The 16863-nt window shown below is 65.6% G+C and carries 15 protein-coding genes; 7 read left to right on the top strand and 8 right to left on the bottom strand.

The window, feature by feature from the left end; all coding sequences use genetic code 11:
- Nucleotides 1-74 precede the first annotated feature (74 nt).
- The 7 genes from RMP10_RS20955 to RMP10_RS20985 form a co-directional block, all read right to left on the bottom strand.
- Nucleotides 75-1958 (bottom strand): Clp protease N-terminal domain-containing protein, encoded by a 1884-nt coding sequence (locus tag RMP10_RS20955; protein ID WP_310572035.1) that lies wholly within the window; start codon nucleotides 1956-1958, stop codon nucleotides 75-77.
- A gap of 255 nt (nucleotides 1959-2213) precedes the next feature.
- Nucleotides 2214-3347, bottom strand: coding sequence for a sensor histidine kinase (locus RMP10_RS20960; protein WP_310572036.1), 1134 nt, complete (start codon nucleotides 3345-3347; stop codon nucleotides 2214-2216).
- A gap of 198 nt (nucleotides 3348-3545) precedes the next feature.
- Nucleotides 3546-4445, bottom strand: coding sequence for an alpha/beta hydrolase (locus RMP10_RS20965; protein WP_310572037.1), 900 nt, complete (start codon nucleotides 4443-4445; stop codon nucleotides 3546-3548).
- A 45-nt stretch (nucleotides 4446-4490) separates the two neighbouring features.
- Complete coding sequence (locus RMP10_RS20970) at nucleotides 4491-5219, bottom strand: cytochrome c biogenesis protein CcdA (RefSeq protein WP_309673453.1); 729 nt, start codon at nucleotides 5217-5219, stop codon at nucleotides 4491-4493.
- The gene (locus RMP10_RS20975; RefSeq protein ID WP_309673452.1) at nucleotides 5216-5770 is read right to left on the bottom strand and encodes a TlpA disulfide reductase family protein; all 555 of its coding nucleotides are present in this window, start codon (nucleotides 5768-5770) and stop codon (nucleotides 5216-5218) included. The genes RMP10_RS20970 and RMP10_RS20975 overlap by 4 nt, the downstream gene beginning before the upstream one ends.
- Nucleotides 5767-7056, bottom strand: a complete 1290-nt coding sequence (locus RMP10_RS20980) for a sialidase family protein (protein ID WP_310572038.1) — start codon at nucleotides 7054-7056, stop codon at nucleotides 5767-5769. The genes RMP10_RS20975 and RMP10_RS20980 overlap by 4 nt, the downstream gene beginning before the upstream one ends.
- Nucleotides 7057-7094: 38 nt before the next feature.
- The gene (locus RMP10_RS20985) at nucleotides 7095-7997 is read right to left on the bottom strand and encodes a DUF4198 domain-containing protein (protein ID WP_310572039.1); all 903 of its coding nucleotides are present in this window, start codon (nucleotides 7995-7997) and stop codon (nucleotides 7095-7097) included.
- A gap of 162 nt (nucleotides 7998-8159) precedes the next feature.
- On the opposite strand from RMP10_RS20985, the gene RMP10_RS20990 reads away from it, so the two are divergent.
- Complete coding sequence (locus RMP10_RS20990; RefSeq protein ID WP_309673449.1) at nucleotides 8160-9032, top strand: DUF4198 domain-containing protein; 873 nt, start codon at nucleotides 8160-8162, stop codon at nucleotides 9030-9032.
- 26 nt (nucleotides 9033-9058) lie between these two features.
- On the opposite strand, the gene RMP10_RS20995 is transcribed toward RMP10_RS20990, so the two are convergent.
- The gene (locus RMP10_RS20995) at nucleotides 9059-9574 is read right to left on the bottom strand and encodes a nuclear transport factor 2 family protein (RefSeq protein ID WP_310572040.1); all 516 of its coding nucleotides are present in this window, start codon (nucleotides 9572-9574) and stop codon (nucleotides 9059-9061) included.
- Between the two features lie 130 nt (nucleotides 9575-9704).
- On the opposite strand from RMP10_RS20995, the gene RMP10_RS21000 reads away from it, so the two are divergent.
- From RMP10_RS21000 to RMP10_RS21025, 6 genes are all read left to right on the top strand, one after another.
- On the top strand, nucleotides 9705-10205 hold the full coding sequence (locus RMP10_RS21000; RefSeq protein WP_310572041.1) for a BlaI/MecI/CopY family transcriptional regulator: 501 nt from the start codon (nucleotides 9705-9707) through the stop codon (nucleotides 10203-10205).
- A 149-nt stretch (nucleotides 10206-10354) separates the two neighbouring features.
- Entirely contained in the window at nucleotides 10355-11353 is a 999-nt protein-coding gene (locus RMP10_RS21005; RefSeq protein WP_310572042.1) for a M56 family metallopeptidase, read from the top strand.
- A 122-nt stretch (nucleotides 11354-11475) separates the two neighbouring features.
- Nucleotides 11476-13437 (top strand): copper resistance system multicopper oxidase, encoded by a 1962-nt coding sequence (locus RMP10_RS21010; protein ID WP_310572043.1) that lies wholly within the window; start codon nucleotides 11476-11478, stop codon nucleotides 13435-13437.
- A 119-nt stretch (nucleotides 13438-13556) separates the two neighbouring features.
- Nucleotides 13557-14267, top strand: coding sequence for a copper resistance protein B (locus RMP10_RS21015; protein WP_310572044.1), 711 nt, complete (start codon nucleotides 13557-13559; stop codon nucleotides 14265-14267).
- Between the two features lie 65 nt (nucleotides 14268-14332).
- A complete protein-coding gene (locus RMP10_RS21020; RefSeq protein WP_310572045.1) occupies nucleotides 14333-15343 on the top strand; it encodes a hypothetical protein in 1011 nt (336 codons plus the stop codon).
- Between the two features lie 86 nt (nucleotides 15344-15429).
- Nucleotides 15430-16848, top strand: a complete 1419-nt coding sequence (locus tag RMP10_RS21025) for a copper resistance protein CopC (RefSeq protein ID WP_310572046.1) — start codon at nucleotides 15430-15432, stop codon at nucleotides 16846-16848.
- Nucleotides 16849-16863 lie beyond the last annotated feature (15 nt).

Genomic DNA, 16863 nt, shown 5'->3' on the forward strand with positions numbered 1-16863 from the left:
CGCGTTCAACGACTCTGACCCCTTGAAACGGACCCCTTGAAACGCGTTGAAACCCCGCAGCTTCGCACCGTCGGTCAGCGCAGGCCGGTGAGATACGCCGTGACCTTGTCGACGCTTCCCCCGTACCGCACGATGCTGTCCGCCACCACGCCGCCGCGTTGCACGAGCGCCAGTAGCACGTGATTCGGATGGACGACTTCTCGGCGTTGTTCCGCCGCCATGTGGATCGCCGCGTCCAGCGCGGCTTGGGCGTCAGGCGCGAACGGCAGCGGTGCGCCATCGACGACGTGCTCACCGTGGCGTACGCGGTCACCCACGTCAACGCGAAACCGCTCCCGGTCCATCCCGCTCTCGTCCACGATGGCGCGCACGGCCGGGTACCCCCCGCGGAGCATACCGAACAGCAGGTGCTCCGGGTTGACGGTCACCTGTTCGAGTCGGCGCGCATCGTCGCTGGCCAGCCCGAACATGCGCGTAAGCTGTGGCATGATCTTCGGAGACGACGGTGGGCGTGCATCGCGCGCCGCGAGAATGGCATCGATGTCGAGCCCGCACAACTCCGCAATGCGGTGTCGGTCGGCGTCGGGCGGCTGGCTCTCGAGCATCTCGCGCGCCATCTCCCGCGCGCTGCCGTTGCATGCACCACGCAGATCGAGGTCGGCACCACTGCGAATGAGGGCCTCGACCATCTCGACCTTATTATTTCCCACGGCCATGACGACGAACGGCATGTCCCAGCGCCGGGTGTTCACGGGGAACCCGCGCGCGACGAGATACTCCATGACCGCCGTGCGGCCGTTGAGGAAGGCGATCATCGCGGCTTCCGCGAGAATCTCGTCGTTGTCGTCACCCGGGATGCGCCCGAACACGTGAGGACCGATGGCATCGAACTGCGGCCGGTTTTCGCGTGCGGCATCGGTTGGTCGGCCGCTCGCGTCGAGAAAGCGGCCGACGCCCGCCACGTCTCCGAGCCCCGCCGCGATCCACAGTGCCGGCTGGCGCACGGTCGCATACTGCGCGAGGCGATCCAATGCACCCGGGCTCCGGTACCGCACGACAGCGTGCTCCAGCACCGAGTATCCATTTGGCGCTACCCAGTTCGGATCGGCTCCACGGTCGATCCAGTAGTGCACATCCTCAGCCGTGATTCGCATGTCACCACAGAGCCGGAGATTGAGCTCGCGCTGCACGTCGAAGCCGATGGAGGCCAGCCACTCGATGATGGCTCGCATGCGGTGGCGATCCGCACCTTGCTCAACATCCATTCGTTCACGATCCAGAGCCATCCTTAGCAAATGCCTGCACGTCGCAATCTCGTGCTCGGTTGGCGTGCGCAGCTCGGGATGCGCTTCGGCGATAGCCTGCAACTGCGAAAGGTCCGCCGCGGTCATCGCCTCGTATGCACGTCGGAGCGGCGGGACCTCCAATCCTTCGCGAGTCGCCTGGGAGTGGACGCGCGCCATCAATGCGTCCCATGACGGAAAACCGTTCCCGCGCGCCACCGCGAGGCGCGCTTCGTCCTCGGTCGGCGCAATGTCGAACGCATCTTCCAGCGACATCCCGTAGAATCTGGGCACGTACGAGACCAGCGACCGGGCCGCGGAGACACGGCGGTTGCCATGTCGCGCGATGAGATCCTGCACCATTCCAGGCCACTCCTCGGGCCGATACAATCCCGGGTTTACTGCCGATGGCGTGCGGTGCAGGAGCCGTTCGGCCTCCTCGAAGTAGCGAACGAGACGTGGCCAGCTGGCGAAGCCGTACTCGCGCGCAATGACCAGCTGCGCATCGGCGAGTTGCAGCGTGTCGAGTGCGCCGACCTGCACGGCGGAAAGACGCGCCTGTGCACGGGAGCGTGCATCGCCGTCGCCGGCGCGCAGCAGCCGGAGCAAGGCCTTTGCCTCCTTTCTCTCGAACTCGAGGTTCGGCCTGAGCGGAAGCGAGCGGGGTATGGACAAAACTCCTCCTTTCGTGGTGGCCCATGTCCGCCTGGCGGGCCCGAAAAGAAGAGAGAAGTTTCGAGCGAGCAACTCAACTGCGTCGGATGGGACCATCCCTTTCCGCGGACCGGATGCGCTCCGTGGGCGCATTCGGAGTCTGCCCGCAGAACTCGGGAGTGTCAAGATTTTCACGCTGCACGGGTCAGACGGGTTGGCGGCGTGTGTGTTGACAGCCCCTCGTTCATCACCCGCCGATGACATTCGCCTCGCGAGTCACTTGCCCTTCACCACGCGCGGCAAGTGCACCGCGAAGCAGGTCCCCTGCTCAGCGTTCGACGTCACCTCCAAGCGGCCGCCATGCGCGAGCACGAGTTGGTCCGCAATAAAGAGGCCCAAGCCAAGATGATGGGCGTCGCTAGCCTGAACGCCGCGCCGCAGCCGCTTGAACGGAGAGAAGAGTCCGGATATGTCCTGCGGGTCGATCGTCGGCCCAACGTTCCGCACTTCGATCACGACGTGATCGGCCTCGCCTCGCGCGGTGACCGTCACGGGCGCGGATGCCGCGCCATGCTGTACCGCGTTGCCGATCAGATTGATCAGCGCTTGCGAGAGCCGGACGCCGTCAAATTTTCCGCGCAGATCGCCGGTGAGCTGCACGTCGAAGACGTGATGCGGACTGGCGCTCCGCATCTCGTCGACGGCGTCGCCCACCACCGTGGCAAGGTTGATCTGGCGCGGCGTGATGGCGATGCTCGTACCCATGCGGCTTCGGGTAAAGTCGAGGAGGTCATCCAGCATGTGGCCCATGCGTCTGGCACTCCGCATCGCGCGAGCGATCAGCGGAAGGTGCGGCGCGTCGACCAGCTTGGCATCGAGTACGTGCTCGGCCACGAGCGTGATCATGTGGAGCGGTGTGCGTAGGTCATGGCCCAGGATCGCGACAAACAGGTCATGCGATTGATCGACCGCGCCCGTGTACGTCGCTACCGACTCCACCATCGCCTGATCGATAGCCTCGTTGAATCGCATAAGATCCTGGAGGTCAGCTCGAGCCAAGTCGCCGCGCGACTCGGTCCACAGGCGCAGCACGCTCGCGCGCAGCGCCCGAAACTCCGCCATCATCTCCCCCACCGTGAAGCCATCACGGGCGCGGCCAGTGCCGTGGGACTGGGCCGCGCTCTCGGTCGGAGATGCGTCGGGAGGCGCCTCTCCTTGCGACTTGACAACTTGCTCGGCCGATGTCTGCGGCGTCCGCAGGTCCTTCGCGATGGTGCGAAGCATGTCCGAGGCATGATCGCGGAGGGTGTCCAGGTCCATGCCGTCCGAGCCCGCCTGTTTACGGGCGAACGTGACCCACTCATCCAGGATCGGGTCGATGTTGGCGTCGATGAAATCGGCCAAGCGCACGCGGGCTCCGAAATTAGACGTTGGTCGGCTGCACGTCCGATACACGCCAGCGCTTGAGCCTGCGTCAGGTGATGCGGTACGGCCTCATCATTCGCTGGTGAGCATGCCGTGTGATATCCTCTGTATTGGAAGGAAGGTGCACGACGCGTGCCGGGCCGCCGCGCCTCTCGCATGTACTCATCGTCGTGGTGCGCGCTATCACCGCATCGCCTCGATGATCTGCTCGCGTACCCACGCGCGGTGTTTCAGCGGGAGACTATGGTCGGCCCCCTTGCGCACGGAGACCGCGACCGACGGACGGAGGAGGGCGATGTCCTGGATGCCCGAAAGTGGTGCACTCTCATCCTGGTCGCCGTGCAGGAACGTCACGGCGACGCTGGGAGGCAATCGCAGCAGATCCGCCGTGAGATCGTAGCGATAGATGACCTCCCACATCGTCGACGTAGACGAGCGCCAGGTCATCTGATTCATGTCCTCCGCCACCTCACGCGGCACGTCGCCGGCGAGCATCGGCGCCGCCCACCCCAACAGTCGGCGTCCGAGCAAGCAGGCCAGTGCGAACGGCACCATATGCGTCCAGATCCACCCGTTGTCGCGGCGTGCAACGAACCGTTTGGCGTTGTCGCCGCCGGCGAAGTAGGGCATGCTCACCAGCACGAGTCCGCGCACCTGGGTAGGGAAGCGCGCGGCGTACGCCACGGCCAATCGTGCGCCAAGGGAGTGGCCGACCAGCACGACGGGCCCCTCCGCCGCGACCGGTGTGATGACGCGCTCGAGCTCGGCGAGATGACGGCTTACCGAGTACGTCGTCCACGGCTTCGGGGAACGACCGAACCCAAGCAGATCGACCAGCGCCAGCCGGTGCCGATCCCGCAACGAAGCCACCACCAACTCCCAATAGCGCGTGGTGCCGCCGATGCCTGGGAGGAACACCAGCAATGGGCCCGTTGCACCGAGTCGTTTCACGAAGAGTGGTCGACCGGTGTCTGCGCCGTCCGCGTCGGCCACGGCGAGCGCGGCGATCCCGAGCGACACAGTGCCCATGCCGAGCGCGACGCGTTTCACCCACCAGCGACGCGACCCACGCGGCTCGCTCAAGTTGCCAGCGTCACGGCGATGTGCTCACCGAATGGTTCGGCAACGCTAGATCCGATCTCGCAGTGCATCAGGCGTCCACTGCTGCAACCACGTCGACAGGACCGTCATACTGCCGGTAATCATGAGGATGCCGATCCCGATCAGTAGTACGCCTGACGCGCGCGACATCCACACGAGCGCTCCCTTGTAGCGCTGGAACAACGTCATGAAGCGGTCGATCATGAGCGCCGCCAGCAGGAACGGCACCGCCAGCCCGAGGGAGTACGCGAACAGCAGCAGCAGTCCGCGGTTGAGATCTGCCGACGATGCCGTGTACGTGAGCACGCCACCGAGAATGGGGCCGATGCACGGCGTCCAACCCGCGGCAAAGGCCATTCCCACGAGCACCGTGCCGAGGTAGCCCAACGGCTTATTCGCGACGTGCACACGGCGCTCTTTGGCGAAGGCGCCAATGTTGAACACGCCGAGCAAGTATAGGCCGAGCACGATCACCAGCACCCCACCCACGCGGCCCACCCACTCGCGTTCCTGATGGAACAGTCGGCCCAGCACCGTTGCTGTGGCACCGAGCGCCATGAAGACCAGCGTGAAGCCCGTGACGAACAGCAACGCGTGAATGAGCGTGGTACGACGCGAACGTTGCGTATCGTCGAGGCTCATCCCAGTGATGAAGCTGACGTAGCTCGGAATCAACGGGAGCACGCACGGCGACAGGAAGCTGAGAACGCCAGCGGTAAAGCTGATGGTGACGCCAATCGACGCGGACTGAATCACGATCCCAACGCGCGCTGAATGGCCGCCGTGAGCGTGGTGTCGCCGGGTGCAATCGGGCCCGTCTTTCGCCAGCGCAGCACGCCCTTGCGATCAATAAGAAACGTGGCCGGCACACCGACCACGAGGAACTTCGTTGACACGCGCTCGTCGGGATCACGCCAGATCGGGAAGGTCATCTGGAAGTCCCGCATGAAGCTGCGGATCGCATCGTCGGTCCCATCGGTGTCGACGCTCACCCCGATCAGCTCGAGGCCCTGCGCCTGATACTTGGCGTGAATCGCCCGCAGCTCCGGAATCTCAGTCCGGCACGGGTGACACCACGTGGCCCAGACGTTGAGCAGCACGACCTTGCCGCGCTGCGCGGCGAGTGAGACCGAGTCCCCGTTGAGCGAAACCGTAGCGTAGGCCGGCGCCGGATAGCCCACTTCTACGCGGCCGTCGCCCTCAGCCCCGACCGCATCACTCCGCTCGGTAGACGTGCAACTGCTCATCGAGAGCAGGCCGACGGCGATGAGCGCGGCGATGCGAGGTGCCGCATGCCAGCGGGTCATGGGAACTCCGTGACAGCGGCGCGCGCGACACGTACGGCTGACGGCCGCCCCGGCACAGTCCACGCGAACAGCACGTTCGCACCGGACACGGTGGCGCGAGGAAATCCGCTCGACCGTGCGGCTGAACTGGAGGCAATGGTCATCGGCATACCGACGCTGCCGTCTCGGCCGATGCGTCGAGCGCGCACCGCCGCAATGTCGCCACCCACCCGTTCCACCCACGTCACGAGGGCCGCGCCATCAGGTAGCAGCACGACATCCACGCGACCCGCCGGACTTCCGCCGTCAACGCGCACCGGCGCACCGAACGTGGCGCCGGCATTGTCCGAGAAGGCCACGTTCACGCGGCCGCTGTCACCAGGGGCGGTGAACCATGCCAAGGCCACCCGCGCGCCGTTCGCCGCCAGCGCGGGCCCGTTTACCGGACACGCCGCAATCTTCCACTGGTCGTTGTGCACCGGCGTGCCGGCACGCCACACGCCGCTCACTCGCCGAGTCACGTAAATGTCGCGAATCTCGTCATGGGTGCGATTGCGATACGCCACGATAGGACCGCTGCTCGTCATGACGGCGGCGTTGAGGCAACAGTCGCATGTGCGTTCGTCGAGTCGCACTTCGCGACCCAGCAGGCCGTTGGCGCTCAGGGTCGTTGACACCAGCATCATCTCATTGCCCGCGTCGTGCCCGCTCGACGCGGGTGCGCCCGGTGCTGGCTTCTTGAACTTGCGACCGTCGAGCCACACCGCCCCGAGCGTTTCTCCCTCATGCCACATTGCCACGAAGCCGTGCTCTGTTTGCGAACTGTCACGATGCGGCGTGACCGGAGGGCTCCACGTCTTTCCGCCGTCGGCCGACTGCGTGATGCGCACGCCGTACGCATACGTACCAGCGCCGTTGCGCTGCAACCAATGGGCGGCCAGGCGATTGCCGCTCAATACCTCGAGCGACGGAAAGTCGGCCCAGTTCACAAAAAAGTCGCTGCGCGTGACGATGGTCTGCGGCGGTGACCAGCGCGTACCATCATGAACGGCGAAGCGGAGGGAGTACCCGGGATTGGCCGGTTCCAGCCACGACAAGTACACGCGGCCATCGGGGCCGACCGTCAAGTTCGGCTCGGCGCTTCCCGGAGCCGCCGGGCTCGCGATGCTGTCGATGCTCGCGGCGGGCACGCGTTCGAGTGGTCCGCGCGTCGCGGCAGCTCGCGGATCCGATGTCGGGGATCGATTGCCCATGGTGAACGCCAGCGCACCCAGCGCGCTGCACAGAACCAGCACACGACGCGTCATCGAAAGCCTATGGTGTGAGTGAAGGAACGCATGTTGGGTCAGCGCCTCGCGACCGAGAAGACCAGCGTGGCCCAGTGCACGTCCCAGTCAGCGCCGGAGCCCTTGGTGGCTGGCACGATCTGTAGCGTGCGAATGTTCCACAGGCCAGGCTGCGTGACGACAACGAGGGCGATGCCACTGGCGTCGGTAACGAATTTCGCGTCGCGGGCCGCGGCACGACGGGCCACCGCGGTGTCGCTGAGCGCGGTCGCACCATTGGGCACTGATCCCGCGTGAAGCTGTGCGGCTGCCGCCGGTTTGCCGAGCAACATCAGTCGCACCCGCAGCGTATCGCCGATACGGAGGGCTGACGGATCGGACAGCGGCACGAACTCGAGCGGGTGATTCAGCACGCGCTCAAAGGCACGGGGGCCGCGACCAACTTCGATGACTGTTTTCGCGTACTTGGCGTAGCGGCGCGTGATACTGTCTCCCCCGACCGGTGGAAGCAGCCCTTCGCGTTCGTACCGCATTCGTGCCTCGGGCGCTCCCTCGAGGTCGAGATACCGTCGAAAGCTGGCCGGCGATTCGCGGACGCTGCGAGGCGCGAGCTGTACACCCACTACGTGCTGGCCTGCGGTCGACACCGGATGCGTAAGGCGCAACGAAGCGCCGAGCACCGACACGCCTTGCACGGTCACGGCCGTGTTCGCGGTCACGACGCGCGCCGCCACAATGCGATCGGGCGTGACCGCGGACAGGCTGCTCGGGAACAGACTTGAGGTTTGGCCTCGCACGGCGATACGTCCACCGGGGGTGACGGCGAAGGCATCGGGGATCAACCAAAAATCATGCGCGGCCAGCAGCGTCGCGGAGCCGGCCAGGCAGGCGGTCACGATGAGCGCCGACTTCAGCACTTGGCGCCGCACAATGTCCAGACGAAAGGAGCGCGGAGTGGGCATGAACGGGGAGGTGGAGGGAGGTATCGTATGTGGTGCGTGCCTTACTCCTCGTAAAGTAGCGTGGCGCTGGCCACGCGGCGATGCTTTACAGGCCGTAAAATGGCGCGTATGATATGCGGATCACGCCCTCGTTCGCTCCCTCCTCGGCTCAGGGCCCTCCTCATGCGCACCAAGCGTCGCACGTCGTTTCCCGCACGTTACAGCCGTAGCGTCGCGCTCGCCGCCTTCGCCGTCGTCGCGGTCGCTTCGACGGCGGCCGCTCACGACTTCTGGATCATTCCGGATCTGTTCGCGTTCGACGCCAATGCGACGCTGCAGGTCAATGCCCGGCAAGGTGGCGGCAAATTCCCCGTCGGCACGGCAGTCCAAATCGAGCGCGTCGTCGACGCGCGCATCATCGGCGCGACGACCGCTGCACAGCTGACCGACATGTCCGTGGTCGGGACTTCACTCACGCTGCGTCACAAGCCGACGGCGGCCGGTCAATACGTCATTGCCGTCAGTCTCGCGCCTCGCGTGTTTCGCGAAACGCCGGCGGGGGTCATTCGCTTTCTCAAAGCGGAGGGTGGCGCCGCCGAAGCCGCGCGCCTCGAACGTGAGACGCCGTTCGCTGGGCTCGATAGTGTGATCTTCACCGCGGCTTCCTACGCCGCGACGGTCGTTGAAGTCGGTACGGAAGGTCCGCGCGCTTTTGCCAAGCCTTCCGGTATACGACTTGAGTTCGTGCCGTTGGACGATCCGTCTCACCTGCATGTCGGCGACACGTTGAACGTGCGGATGCTCGGCAACGGGCGCCCAGTGCCCGGCATCGGTATTGAACTCGCAACAGGCCTCGAAAGCACGGCCGATGCGACGGCCGCCGTCATCCGTATCCCGTTCACGGCCGATGCGAACGGCGTGGTGCACATTCCTTTGGAGAAGGCAGGTCCGGTCATGCTGCGCTCCGCCTACGCCAGTCGGAAGGCGGGCGGCGCCGCGCGGGATTGGGACGTCTCGCGTACAACCTTCGTATTCCAGGTTGGAGCGCAGCACTAAGCGGATTCGGGGCGCGGACGACTTGCTTACCCAGCCGGTGGATCGCTTGGTCGGCGCGCGCGTGAGCTCGTTTGCGTATGCCGGACAACCCACCGGGCTGACGCTCCGGATCCACGGCGCTCGAGAATCGCGGTGCCGCGGCCAACGTTGTCCAGTGTTCGAGTGCCCATCTCGCCCTTGAGATTGTATCGGTACAGCGCCCACGCCGTATTTCCGGACACGTGCATCTCGATGTCCACGGGGCGGTAGTGAAAGTTCTTCATCTCTTTCATTTCGGGCGCGAGATGATGATCCCGATAGTCAGTCCAGCCGCGATTGATCCCGGCGCCTTCAACCACGGTGAGACTGTCGCCGGCGTAGAGCGTGTCCAGCGCCTTCATGTCATTGCGCTCCGCGGCTGCAAACAACGCCCGCAGCGTGGCGGTGGCTCCTGCCGTATCGTTTTGCGGCGCTGGCGCAGCGGTGCCCGTGGCGCGCTGCGCATGCGTGACGGATGACAGTACCGCCGTGAGCACCAAAAGTACGGTCGCAGGTCGATTCATGGGTGGTCGGGAGTGCGGGAAGGAAGGATGCGTTCTCGAGGCGCGGTGCGGCCGCCGTCGCCGCTCTTTACGGCGGGTAAAGCGTCATATACATTGCGCAGAGCCGCATTCTTCCGCCAGAGGGTCGTTGGTGTCCAAGCCACGTAAACCGTCATCGTTGGTCGCGTCGCCCCCGTCACGAGTCCGTGGTCTGGCGGCGCCACGCGCGTCCGAGCCGCGACTTCAGGATACGGTCCGTCTCTCTGCCGACGGGCTGGCCAAGGTGCTTGGCGACCTGGAGGCGCGGGTGATGACGGCCGTGTGGGCCCTTGGAACGCCGTCGCCGGCACGCGTGGTGCACGAGCGCGTCGCCCGGACGCACGCGGTCGCTTCGCTTACCGTGATCACCGTGCTCAACAAGCTCGTCGCGAAGCGCTTGCTGCGACGAAAGACGCGCGACGGACTGTTGCACTTCCACGCGGTGATGAGCGAAGCCGAGTTCATGGCGCACGCCTCCCGCCGAGTCGTGGAAGGCATTCTCTCCTTCGGGCCGCAGGCTGTGGCGTCGTCACTCGTCGACGTGCTCGCCGAGCAGGATCCTCAACAGCTCGAAGACCTCGCGCGTCTCATCCGACGCCGACTCAAGGGCTGAGCTGCCGCGGGAGCGGCGGTTCCGTGACTTGGGTCCGCGCCATCCCCGAAAGCGAGCGCCACTGGGAACATGCCAGATCGAGACCATTTAGCCCGCGCAACCGGCGCCCATGAAGGCCGTCATCGGCGCATCGTGCTTTTCGCCACCGGGTGCTGATCCTGCTTGCGACCAGCCCAGTGCTGGCGCATCACGTCGGTTCTCGCCTCGATCAACTGCTGGCGGGCCGTGATCATGTGTTGATGATCTGCGTAATTGCCGTGCACCAGATGCTCGCGCCCGTCCATGCGATCTTTCACTGGCTGCTGGTTGCGGGCCTCGCGTTCGCGATCTGGGATCGCAGTCGTGCATGGCTCGTCGTTCGCCGGCTTCTCGGGAGCGTCGAGGCGCGCAAACCTCGAGCAGGCGACGCATTCTGGGTGGCCGCCGTCGCTGCCGACGTACGGCCCACGCTCATGCGCGTCGTCGATGGTCTGCCCAATCCGGCGTTCACGGCGGGGTGGCTGCGTCCGCATATCTATGTCGCGGCACGGCTACCGGACGCGCTCACGGCGGAGGAGCTGAGCGCCGTGCTTGCGCACGAACACGCGCACGTGCGCCGACGCGATCCGGCACGCCTCTCCATCCTGCGCTTTGTCGGGTGCGCGTTGTTCTGGCTACCCGCGCTGCGACGGTTGGCGGCGGACGCGGCGGACGACGCGGAGATTGCTGCGGATGACACTGCGGTGCGTGGTCAACCGCTCGTGTTGGCGTCGGCGATACTCAAGCTGGCCGGGTGGCGAGTTTCGGGACAGGATCCCGACCTTGGTGGACGGGTCCTCTCGCGCGGATCGGGCGTGATGATCGGTTTCCAACGTGACGCGCTGCTCGACCGGCGGATTCATCGTCTGGTCGGGGACGAGGTCCCCGTCGTGACGCACGTTACTCGGCGGTCGATCGCGACGGCGTTTGCGGGTCTTGCTCTGGTGTGGAGCTCCGGGCTCGCCGTGGCCCATCCTCTTCCGGAAGGCGGTGAACACGGCGCCCCACACGGCGGACACTGTACGCAGCATAACGCATGGGCCGTCGAACATCTTTTCTGCCTGGCGGGGCACGCGCGCACCCCTGGGGCGCTCTGCCCGCACGCGACCGTGCGGAGCGCGACGCGGTAGCGCACCCGTGCTCAATCGCCCCGGTGCGCCACGGGCGTGCACATTTTATGCATGGTAAAGTGCGGTATGGTGCGCCGTCGAGGTGCCTTCCGCTTTGTGTTTCTCGAACTCGATAGTCGAATATGGAAGATCTGGAACGCTCGTATACCGATGGCATAGTCACTGAGCCCGTGACACGACGCCGCTTCCTGCACGCGGCCGGGGCATTTGGCGCGCTCGCGGGACTACAGCGCTTGAGGCCGGCTTATGCCTATCCAGCAAATGACTTGCAAGCATTTGCCGGCGTCGAGCATCGCGTGGCGGGGGCAGCCAGTCGCACCGACCTCGTCATCGACCGCACGCCGTTCGGGTTCGGGGGACGGCGCGGCATCGCCACGACCATCAACGGCTCGGTTCCCGGGCCGCTGCTTCGCTTCCGGGAGGGAGAACGCGCCACGATCCACGTGACAAATCGACTCGGCGAGGACACCTCGATTCATTGGCACGGTCTCCTCGTACCGAATGCGATGGACGGTGTGCCGGGTGTGAATTTTTCAGGAATTCATTCGGGGCAGACGTTTGTCTATGACTTTCCGCTCCGGCAGTACGGAACCTACTGGTATCACAGCCATTCGGGCTTCCAGGAGCAGCTGGGCCACTACGGGCCGCTCATCATCGATCCCATTGAGCCCGAGCCGTTTCAGTACGATCGGGAGTATGTGGTCATGTTGTCGGACTGGTCGTTCGAGAATCCGCTCAAGATCCTCGACAACATCAAGAAGCAGGGCTCGTACTACAATTTCCAGCGGCGTACGGTCGGTGACTTCTTCAAAGACGTAGACCGGGTGGGCTTGCGCGCCACCATCGCGGATCGCTGGGAATGGGGCAAGATGCGGATGAGTCCCATCGACATCGCCGATGTGACGGGCTCGACGTACACCTATCTCCTGAACGGCCTGCCAGCCGCCTCCAACTGGACCGGACTGTTCCGGCCAGGCGAACGGGTGCGGCTCCGCTTTATCAATGCCGCTGCGGGCTCGTATTTCGACGTGCGCATCCCAGGGCTCGAGATGACGCTCGTGCAGGCCAGTGGCCAGCATGTGCAGCCCGTGACGTTCGACGAGTTCCGCATCGAGATCGCACAGACGTTCGACGTGATCGTGCAGCCCACGGAGGATCGCGCCTATACGATCTTCGCGGAGTCGATGGACCGGTCGGGTCATGCGCGGGGCACACTGGCCCCACGTGCCGGCATGAGTGCCGAGGTCCCCACGCGTCGGCCGCGTCCCACGCTTGGCATGATGGACATGGGCATGGCGATGGGAATGGGCGGACACGGCGGGATGTCGATGCCCGGCATGGATATGTCTGCGGCTGCGCCCAAGTCTGTTGCACCGGCGGCGACTGGTCACGCGGGCCATGACATGAGCAGCATGCCGGGCATGGCCTCTTCGCCGGGATCCGGCGTGTTCGAGGGGACGCTGCGCGACGGCACGATTATCCGCGCCTCGAATCTGCGGGCGCCCGGGACAATCCCGGAGCCCATGATGCACGTCGGAGGCAAGCACGGGTCGGCGAGTGCCGGCACGGCGATGGAGACGCGGAGCCGTCTTTCGGAGCCGGGCGCCGGACTCGGCGAAGATGGATGGCGCGTGCTTGTCTGGACCGACGTCAAGCGACTCACGCCGGCTGCGACCTTTGAGGCACCAGCGCGCGAGATCGAGTTACATCTGACCGGCAACATGGAACGCTACATGTGGTCGATCAACGGGATCAAGTATTCGGACGCGCCCGATCCGATCCCGCTCAAACATGGTGAGCGCATCCGGCTTACCATCGTCAACGACACGATGATGGCGCATCCGATGCACATGCACGGCGTGTTCATGGAACTCGAGAATGGGCACGGACCAGAGTGCCCATACGTGCACACCATCAACGTCAAGCCCGCGGAGCGAGTGTCACTGCTCGCGACCCCGGTAGACCCGGGGCCGTGGGCATTCCACTGTCACGTGCTCCTTCACATGGACTTGGGGATGTTCCGGGTGTTTCAGGTGTCGGAACCGGATGGGACGATGACGACCAGCGAAGGGGCGGCGTCGTGAGCGGACACACGCGTTGGGCACGCGCACGGTGTGGCCGTGCCGCGGTCGTTGCACTACTGCTCTCGATGGGGAACGGCTTGCACGCGCAAGCGGCCGGTGCCTCGCATGGATCGCATGGGATGGACTTGGATCGTACGATTCGCGCGTTCGTCCTCGCCGAGCAACTGGAAGTGCACGCGAATCAACCCGATCGACCGGTTGACGTCGAGCTGGTCAGCTGGATCGGCGGCGACTACCGGCGCGTGTTCCTGCGACTGCAGGGTGAGCAGTCGACGCGCCGGTCCGGCGGGTTGGAGTTGCAGGGTGACGTCCTCTACGGGCGGCTCATCACACCCTTTTGGTCGGCGGTCGCCGGCGCTCGCGTCGACACGCGACTACGCAGCGACGAGGTGCCGGCCGAGGGTGGGAACCTATCGACCGTTCGGCGCGCCGCCGACGGTCGACTGACGCGCGGGATGCTCGCGATTGGCGTTGTCGGCCTAGCGCCTGGGTGGTTCGAGCTGGAGCCTACGCTCCTTGTCAGCGACAAGGGCGACGTGTCGCTCGAGGTGGAGTCGTCGTTCGACCTGCTCTTCACGCAGCGCCTGATCGTACAGCCGTGGATAGAGATCAACGCGGCGGTGCAGGCCGTGCCGGAAATCGGTGTCGGCTCCGGGCTCAACGACGTCGAGGTCGGCGCACGCATGCGCTACGAGATTCGGCGGAAGTTCGCGCCGTATGTGGGCGTCTCGCTGCTTCGCCGCACCGGTGTCACAGCTGCGACGTCGCACAACCTCGGCGAGCGGCGAAGCGTCGGCACTATTACCGCCGGCCTGCGGATCTGGCGATGAACTTCGCGATCGCTATTCAACCGCATGGATCTCTCCGCTCTGCGTCATTACCACAGGTCAACGCTATGCGCACTCTCTTGGTCGTTTCGCTGCTCGCCTTCGCTATTCCGAACGCCGCGGTCGTGCGCGCGCAAGGTTCGGGTAGCGTGACCTCGCATGACCACAGCATGTCGATGCCGCAAGGCGGTGCGATGACCGCGCTGCTGACCGATCCGTTCGGGTCGCGCGGCGCATCTGGAACCGCCACCGTGCGCGGTACGTCGGTGCTGATGCAGTGGTCTGGTGATCAACCAGGCACCGCGCGGGTCTGGTCGGTGCGACGCGGATCCTGCGCGCGTGATGAGGGGCTCATCGGCGCTGCAAGCGCGTACGCGCCGATTGCCGTTGATGCAGCCGGAAGCGCTCGTGCTGGCGCGAGTCTTGACGCGCCGCTGGCCGCTGACGGGCAATTCCATGTGCTGGTGCAGACGGCGGCAGACTCGCCATCCGCTGGCGCGGCGGCAACCAGGATCGCCTGTGGGGCCCTGGCAAAGGGAGCCACGCCGGCACGCGCTGTCACGGAGCTCACTACGTCGTCGAACGGCAGCAGACCGGCGGCGATGGATCACTCGGCGATGGACCATTCCTCGATGAACATGTCGGGCTCTGGTGCGGCCAGCGGCGCGGCCGACGCGGCAACGCCAAGCACGAGCATGTCGGGCATGGGTGCAACTGACACGAGCCTGATGGCGATCCACATGCGCATGATGGCCGACCCGGTGATTCGTGAGCGTGTGATGACGGATCCGGTGCTGCAGCGCATGATGGCGCAGATGCCGGGAATGTCCGCCATGGATCTGGACATGGACATGCCGGGGATGAAGAGGGCGCCGTCAGGCAGCGGTGCTGCTGCACGCGCCAAGGCCACGGGCACAACGGCCGAACCTGCCGCGAGGCCTGCGGTCAAGCCAGCCACGAGAGCCGCTACGAGACCCGCTGCGAAACCCGCTGCGAAACCCGCTTCCAAGCCGGCTCCGGCGGCGATGCCAGGCATGGATCACAGCAAAATGCCGGGCATGCGAAAGCCGCCTGCATGACTCACCGTCCCATAACGGCCTCGCGCACCGCAGAGGGCCGTCGGTTCTTGTCCGGTCGCACTTCGCGGTGCGCACTACTGGCACTGGTGCTTCTCGGCGTCGCCCCCGCGCCCGCGCGTGCGCACGCGTCTCTCAAGAGCTCAACGCCGGCTGCTGACTCGACGCTGACGGTAATACCGCGCGAACTGCGGTTGCTGTTTACGGAGGCGCCGGCGCTCGCCTTCAGTCGTCTTGAGCTGCTCAGCGCGTCGGGGGCGGCGGTGGCACTGTCGCCAGTGCGAGCCGCGGCGGATTCCCGGCGAGCGCTCGTGGCTGACATTCGTGGCACGTTGACCGCGGGCACCTACACGGTGGTGTGGCAGATCGCCGGCGATGACGGGCATCCGGTGCGCGGTCGATACACGTTCACGGTCGCTGCCGGTGCGCTGTCGGCCACGCCGACGTCGCCCGACACGTCCCCGCCAAGCGCGGCCGCGGAACCTGAAGCCCGCCCGGAAACGCATCACGATCCAGCGTCGATGCCGCAGGGCGCGAGCTTCGGCGTCGAGTCACCGGCATACGTGGCCATTCGCGCCCTGCTGTACCTCGGCTTGCTCATGGCCATCGGCGCGGTGGCCTTCCAGGGAGCGGTGCTGCGCTTGCTGCAGCGGCGGCGCGGCGCGGACGGTGCACTGCTCGCGAGTGCACGACACGGCGCTGCCCGCATCGGCATGCTCGGCACGGTGCTCGTCGGCATTGCGGCGATGCTGCGCCTGGGCGCGCAGTCGTACGCCATGCACCCACCCGGGTCGACGTTCGATTCGACCCTCGTTCGCGCTATGCTGACGGAGACAGTATGGGGGCGCGGGTGGCTGCTTCAGGTTGTCGGGGTACTGGTCGCCGCGACGGGCTTCCGTTCGGCCATCCGTGGGACAGGCGGGTGGGCGTTGGCCGGGCTTGGCATCCTGGCACTTGCGGTGACCCCTGCGCTTTCGGGGCACGCCGCCGCGACGCCGGAGCGAGCCGGACTCGCGATCATCGCGGACACGTTACACGTGATCGGCGCTGGCGGATGGCTGGGTAGCCTGCTGGTGGTGCTGGCCGCCGGCCTGCCGGCAGCGATGCGGCTGCCGGACGATGAACGTGGTGGCGTGGTCGCCGACCTCTTCAATGCGTTCTCGCCCACGGCAGTGTTTTTTGCCGGCCTCGTAGCCTCGACCGGCGTGTATGCCGCGTGGCTTCATATGAACGCACTTTCTGCGTTGTGGCAATCAGGGTACGGACGGACGTTGCTGCTCAAACTTGCCGTGTTGTCAGTAGTAGCCGGAACTGGCGCCTTCAACTGGCGCCAGGTGAAACCCACGCTTGGAACGAGTACCGGTACCTCGCGCCTTCCGATCTCGGCACGGACGGAGCTGCTCGTTGGTGCGGTCGTCCTCATCATTACTGCAGCGTTAGTGGCCACTCCGACTCCCATGGACATGTTAGACATACCCATGGAAGCCAACGTCGTAGACGCACGGTGAGCACCTGCACGCTCG

The organism is Gemmatimonas sp. (genome assembly GCF_031426495.1).
Taxonomy (GTDB): Bacteria; Gemmatimonadota; Gemmatimonadetes; order Gemmatimonadales; family Gemmatimonadaceae; genus Gemmatimonas.

What these genes read in the sequence shown, in the direction of transcription:
- RMP10_RS20975 (WP_309673452.1), bottom strand. Translation starts at nt 5,770, where the DNA reads ATGACCCGCTGGCATGCGGCACCTCGCATCGCCGCGCTCATCGCCGTC.
- RMP10_RS20980 (WP_310572038.1), bottom strand. Translation starts at nt 7,056, where the DNA reads ATGACGCGTCGTGTGCTGGTTCTGTGCAGCGCGCTGGGTGCGCTGGCG.
- RMP10_RS20985 (WP_310572039.1), bottom strand. Translation starts at nt 7,997, where the DNA reads ATGCCCACTCCGCGCTCCTTTCGTCTGGACATTGTGCGGCGCCAAGTG.
- RMP10_RS20990 (WP_309673449.1), top strand. Translation starts at nt 8,160, where the DNA reads ATGCGCACCAAGCGTCGCACGTCGTTTCCCGCACGTTACAGCCGTAGC.
- RMP10_RS20995 (WP_310572040.1), bottom strand. Translation starts at nt 9,574, where the DNA reads ATGAATCGACCTGCGACCGTACTTTTGGTGCTCACGGCGGTACTGTCA.
- RMP10_RS21010 (WP_310572043.1), top strand. Translation starts at nt 11,476, where the DNA reads ATGGAAGATCTGGAACGCTCGTATACCGATGGCATAGTCACTGAGCCC.
- RMP10_RS21015 (WP_310572044.1), top strand. Translation starts at nt 13,557, where the DNA reads ATGGACTTGGATCGTACGATTCGCGCGTTCGTCCTCGCCGAGCAACTG.
- RMP10_RS21020 (WP_310572045.1), top strand. Translation starts at nt 14,333, where the DNA reads ATGCGCACTCTCTTGGTCGTTTCGCTGCTCGCCTTCGCTATTCCGAAC.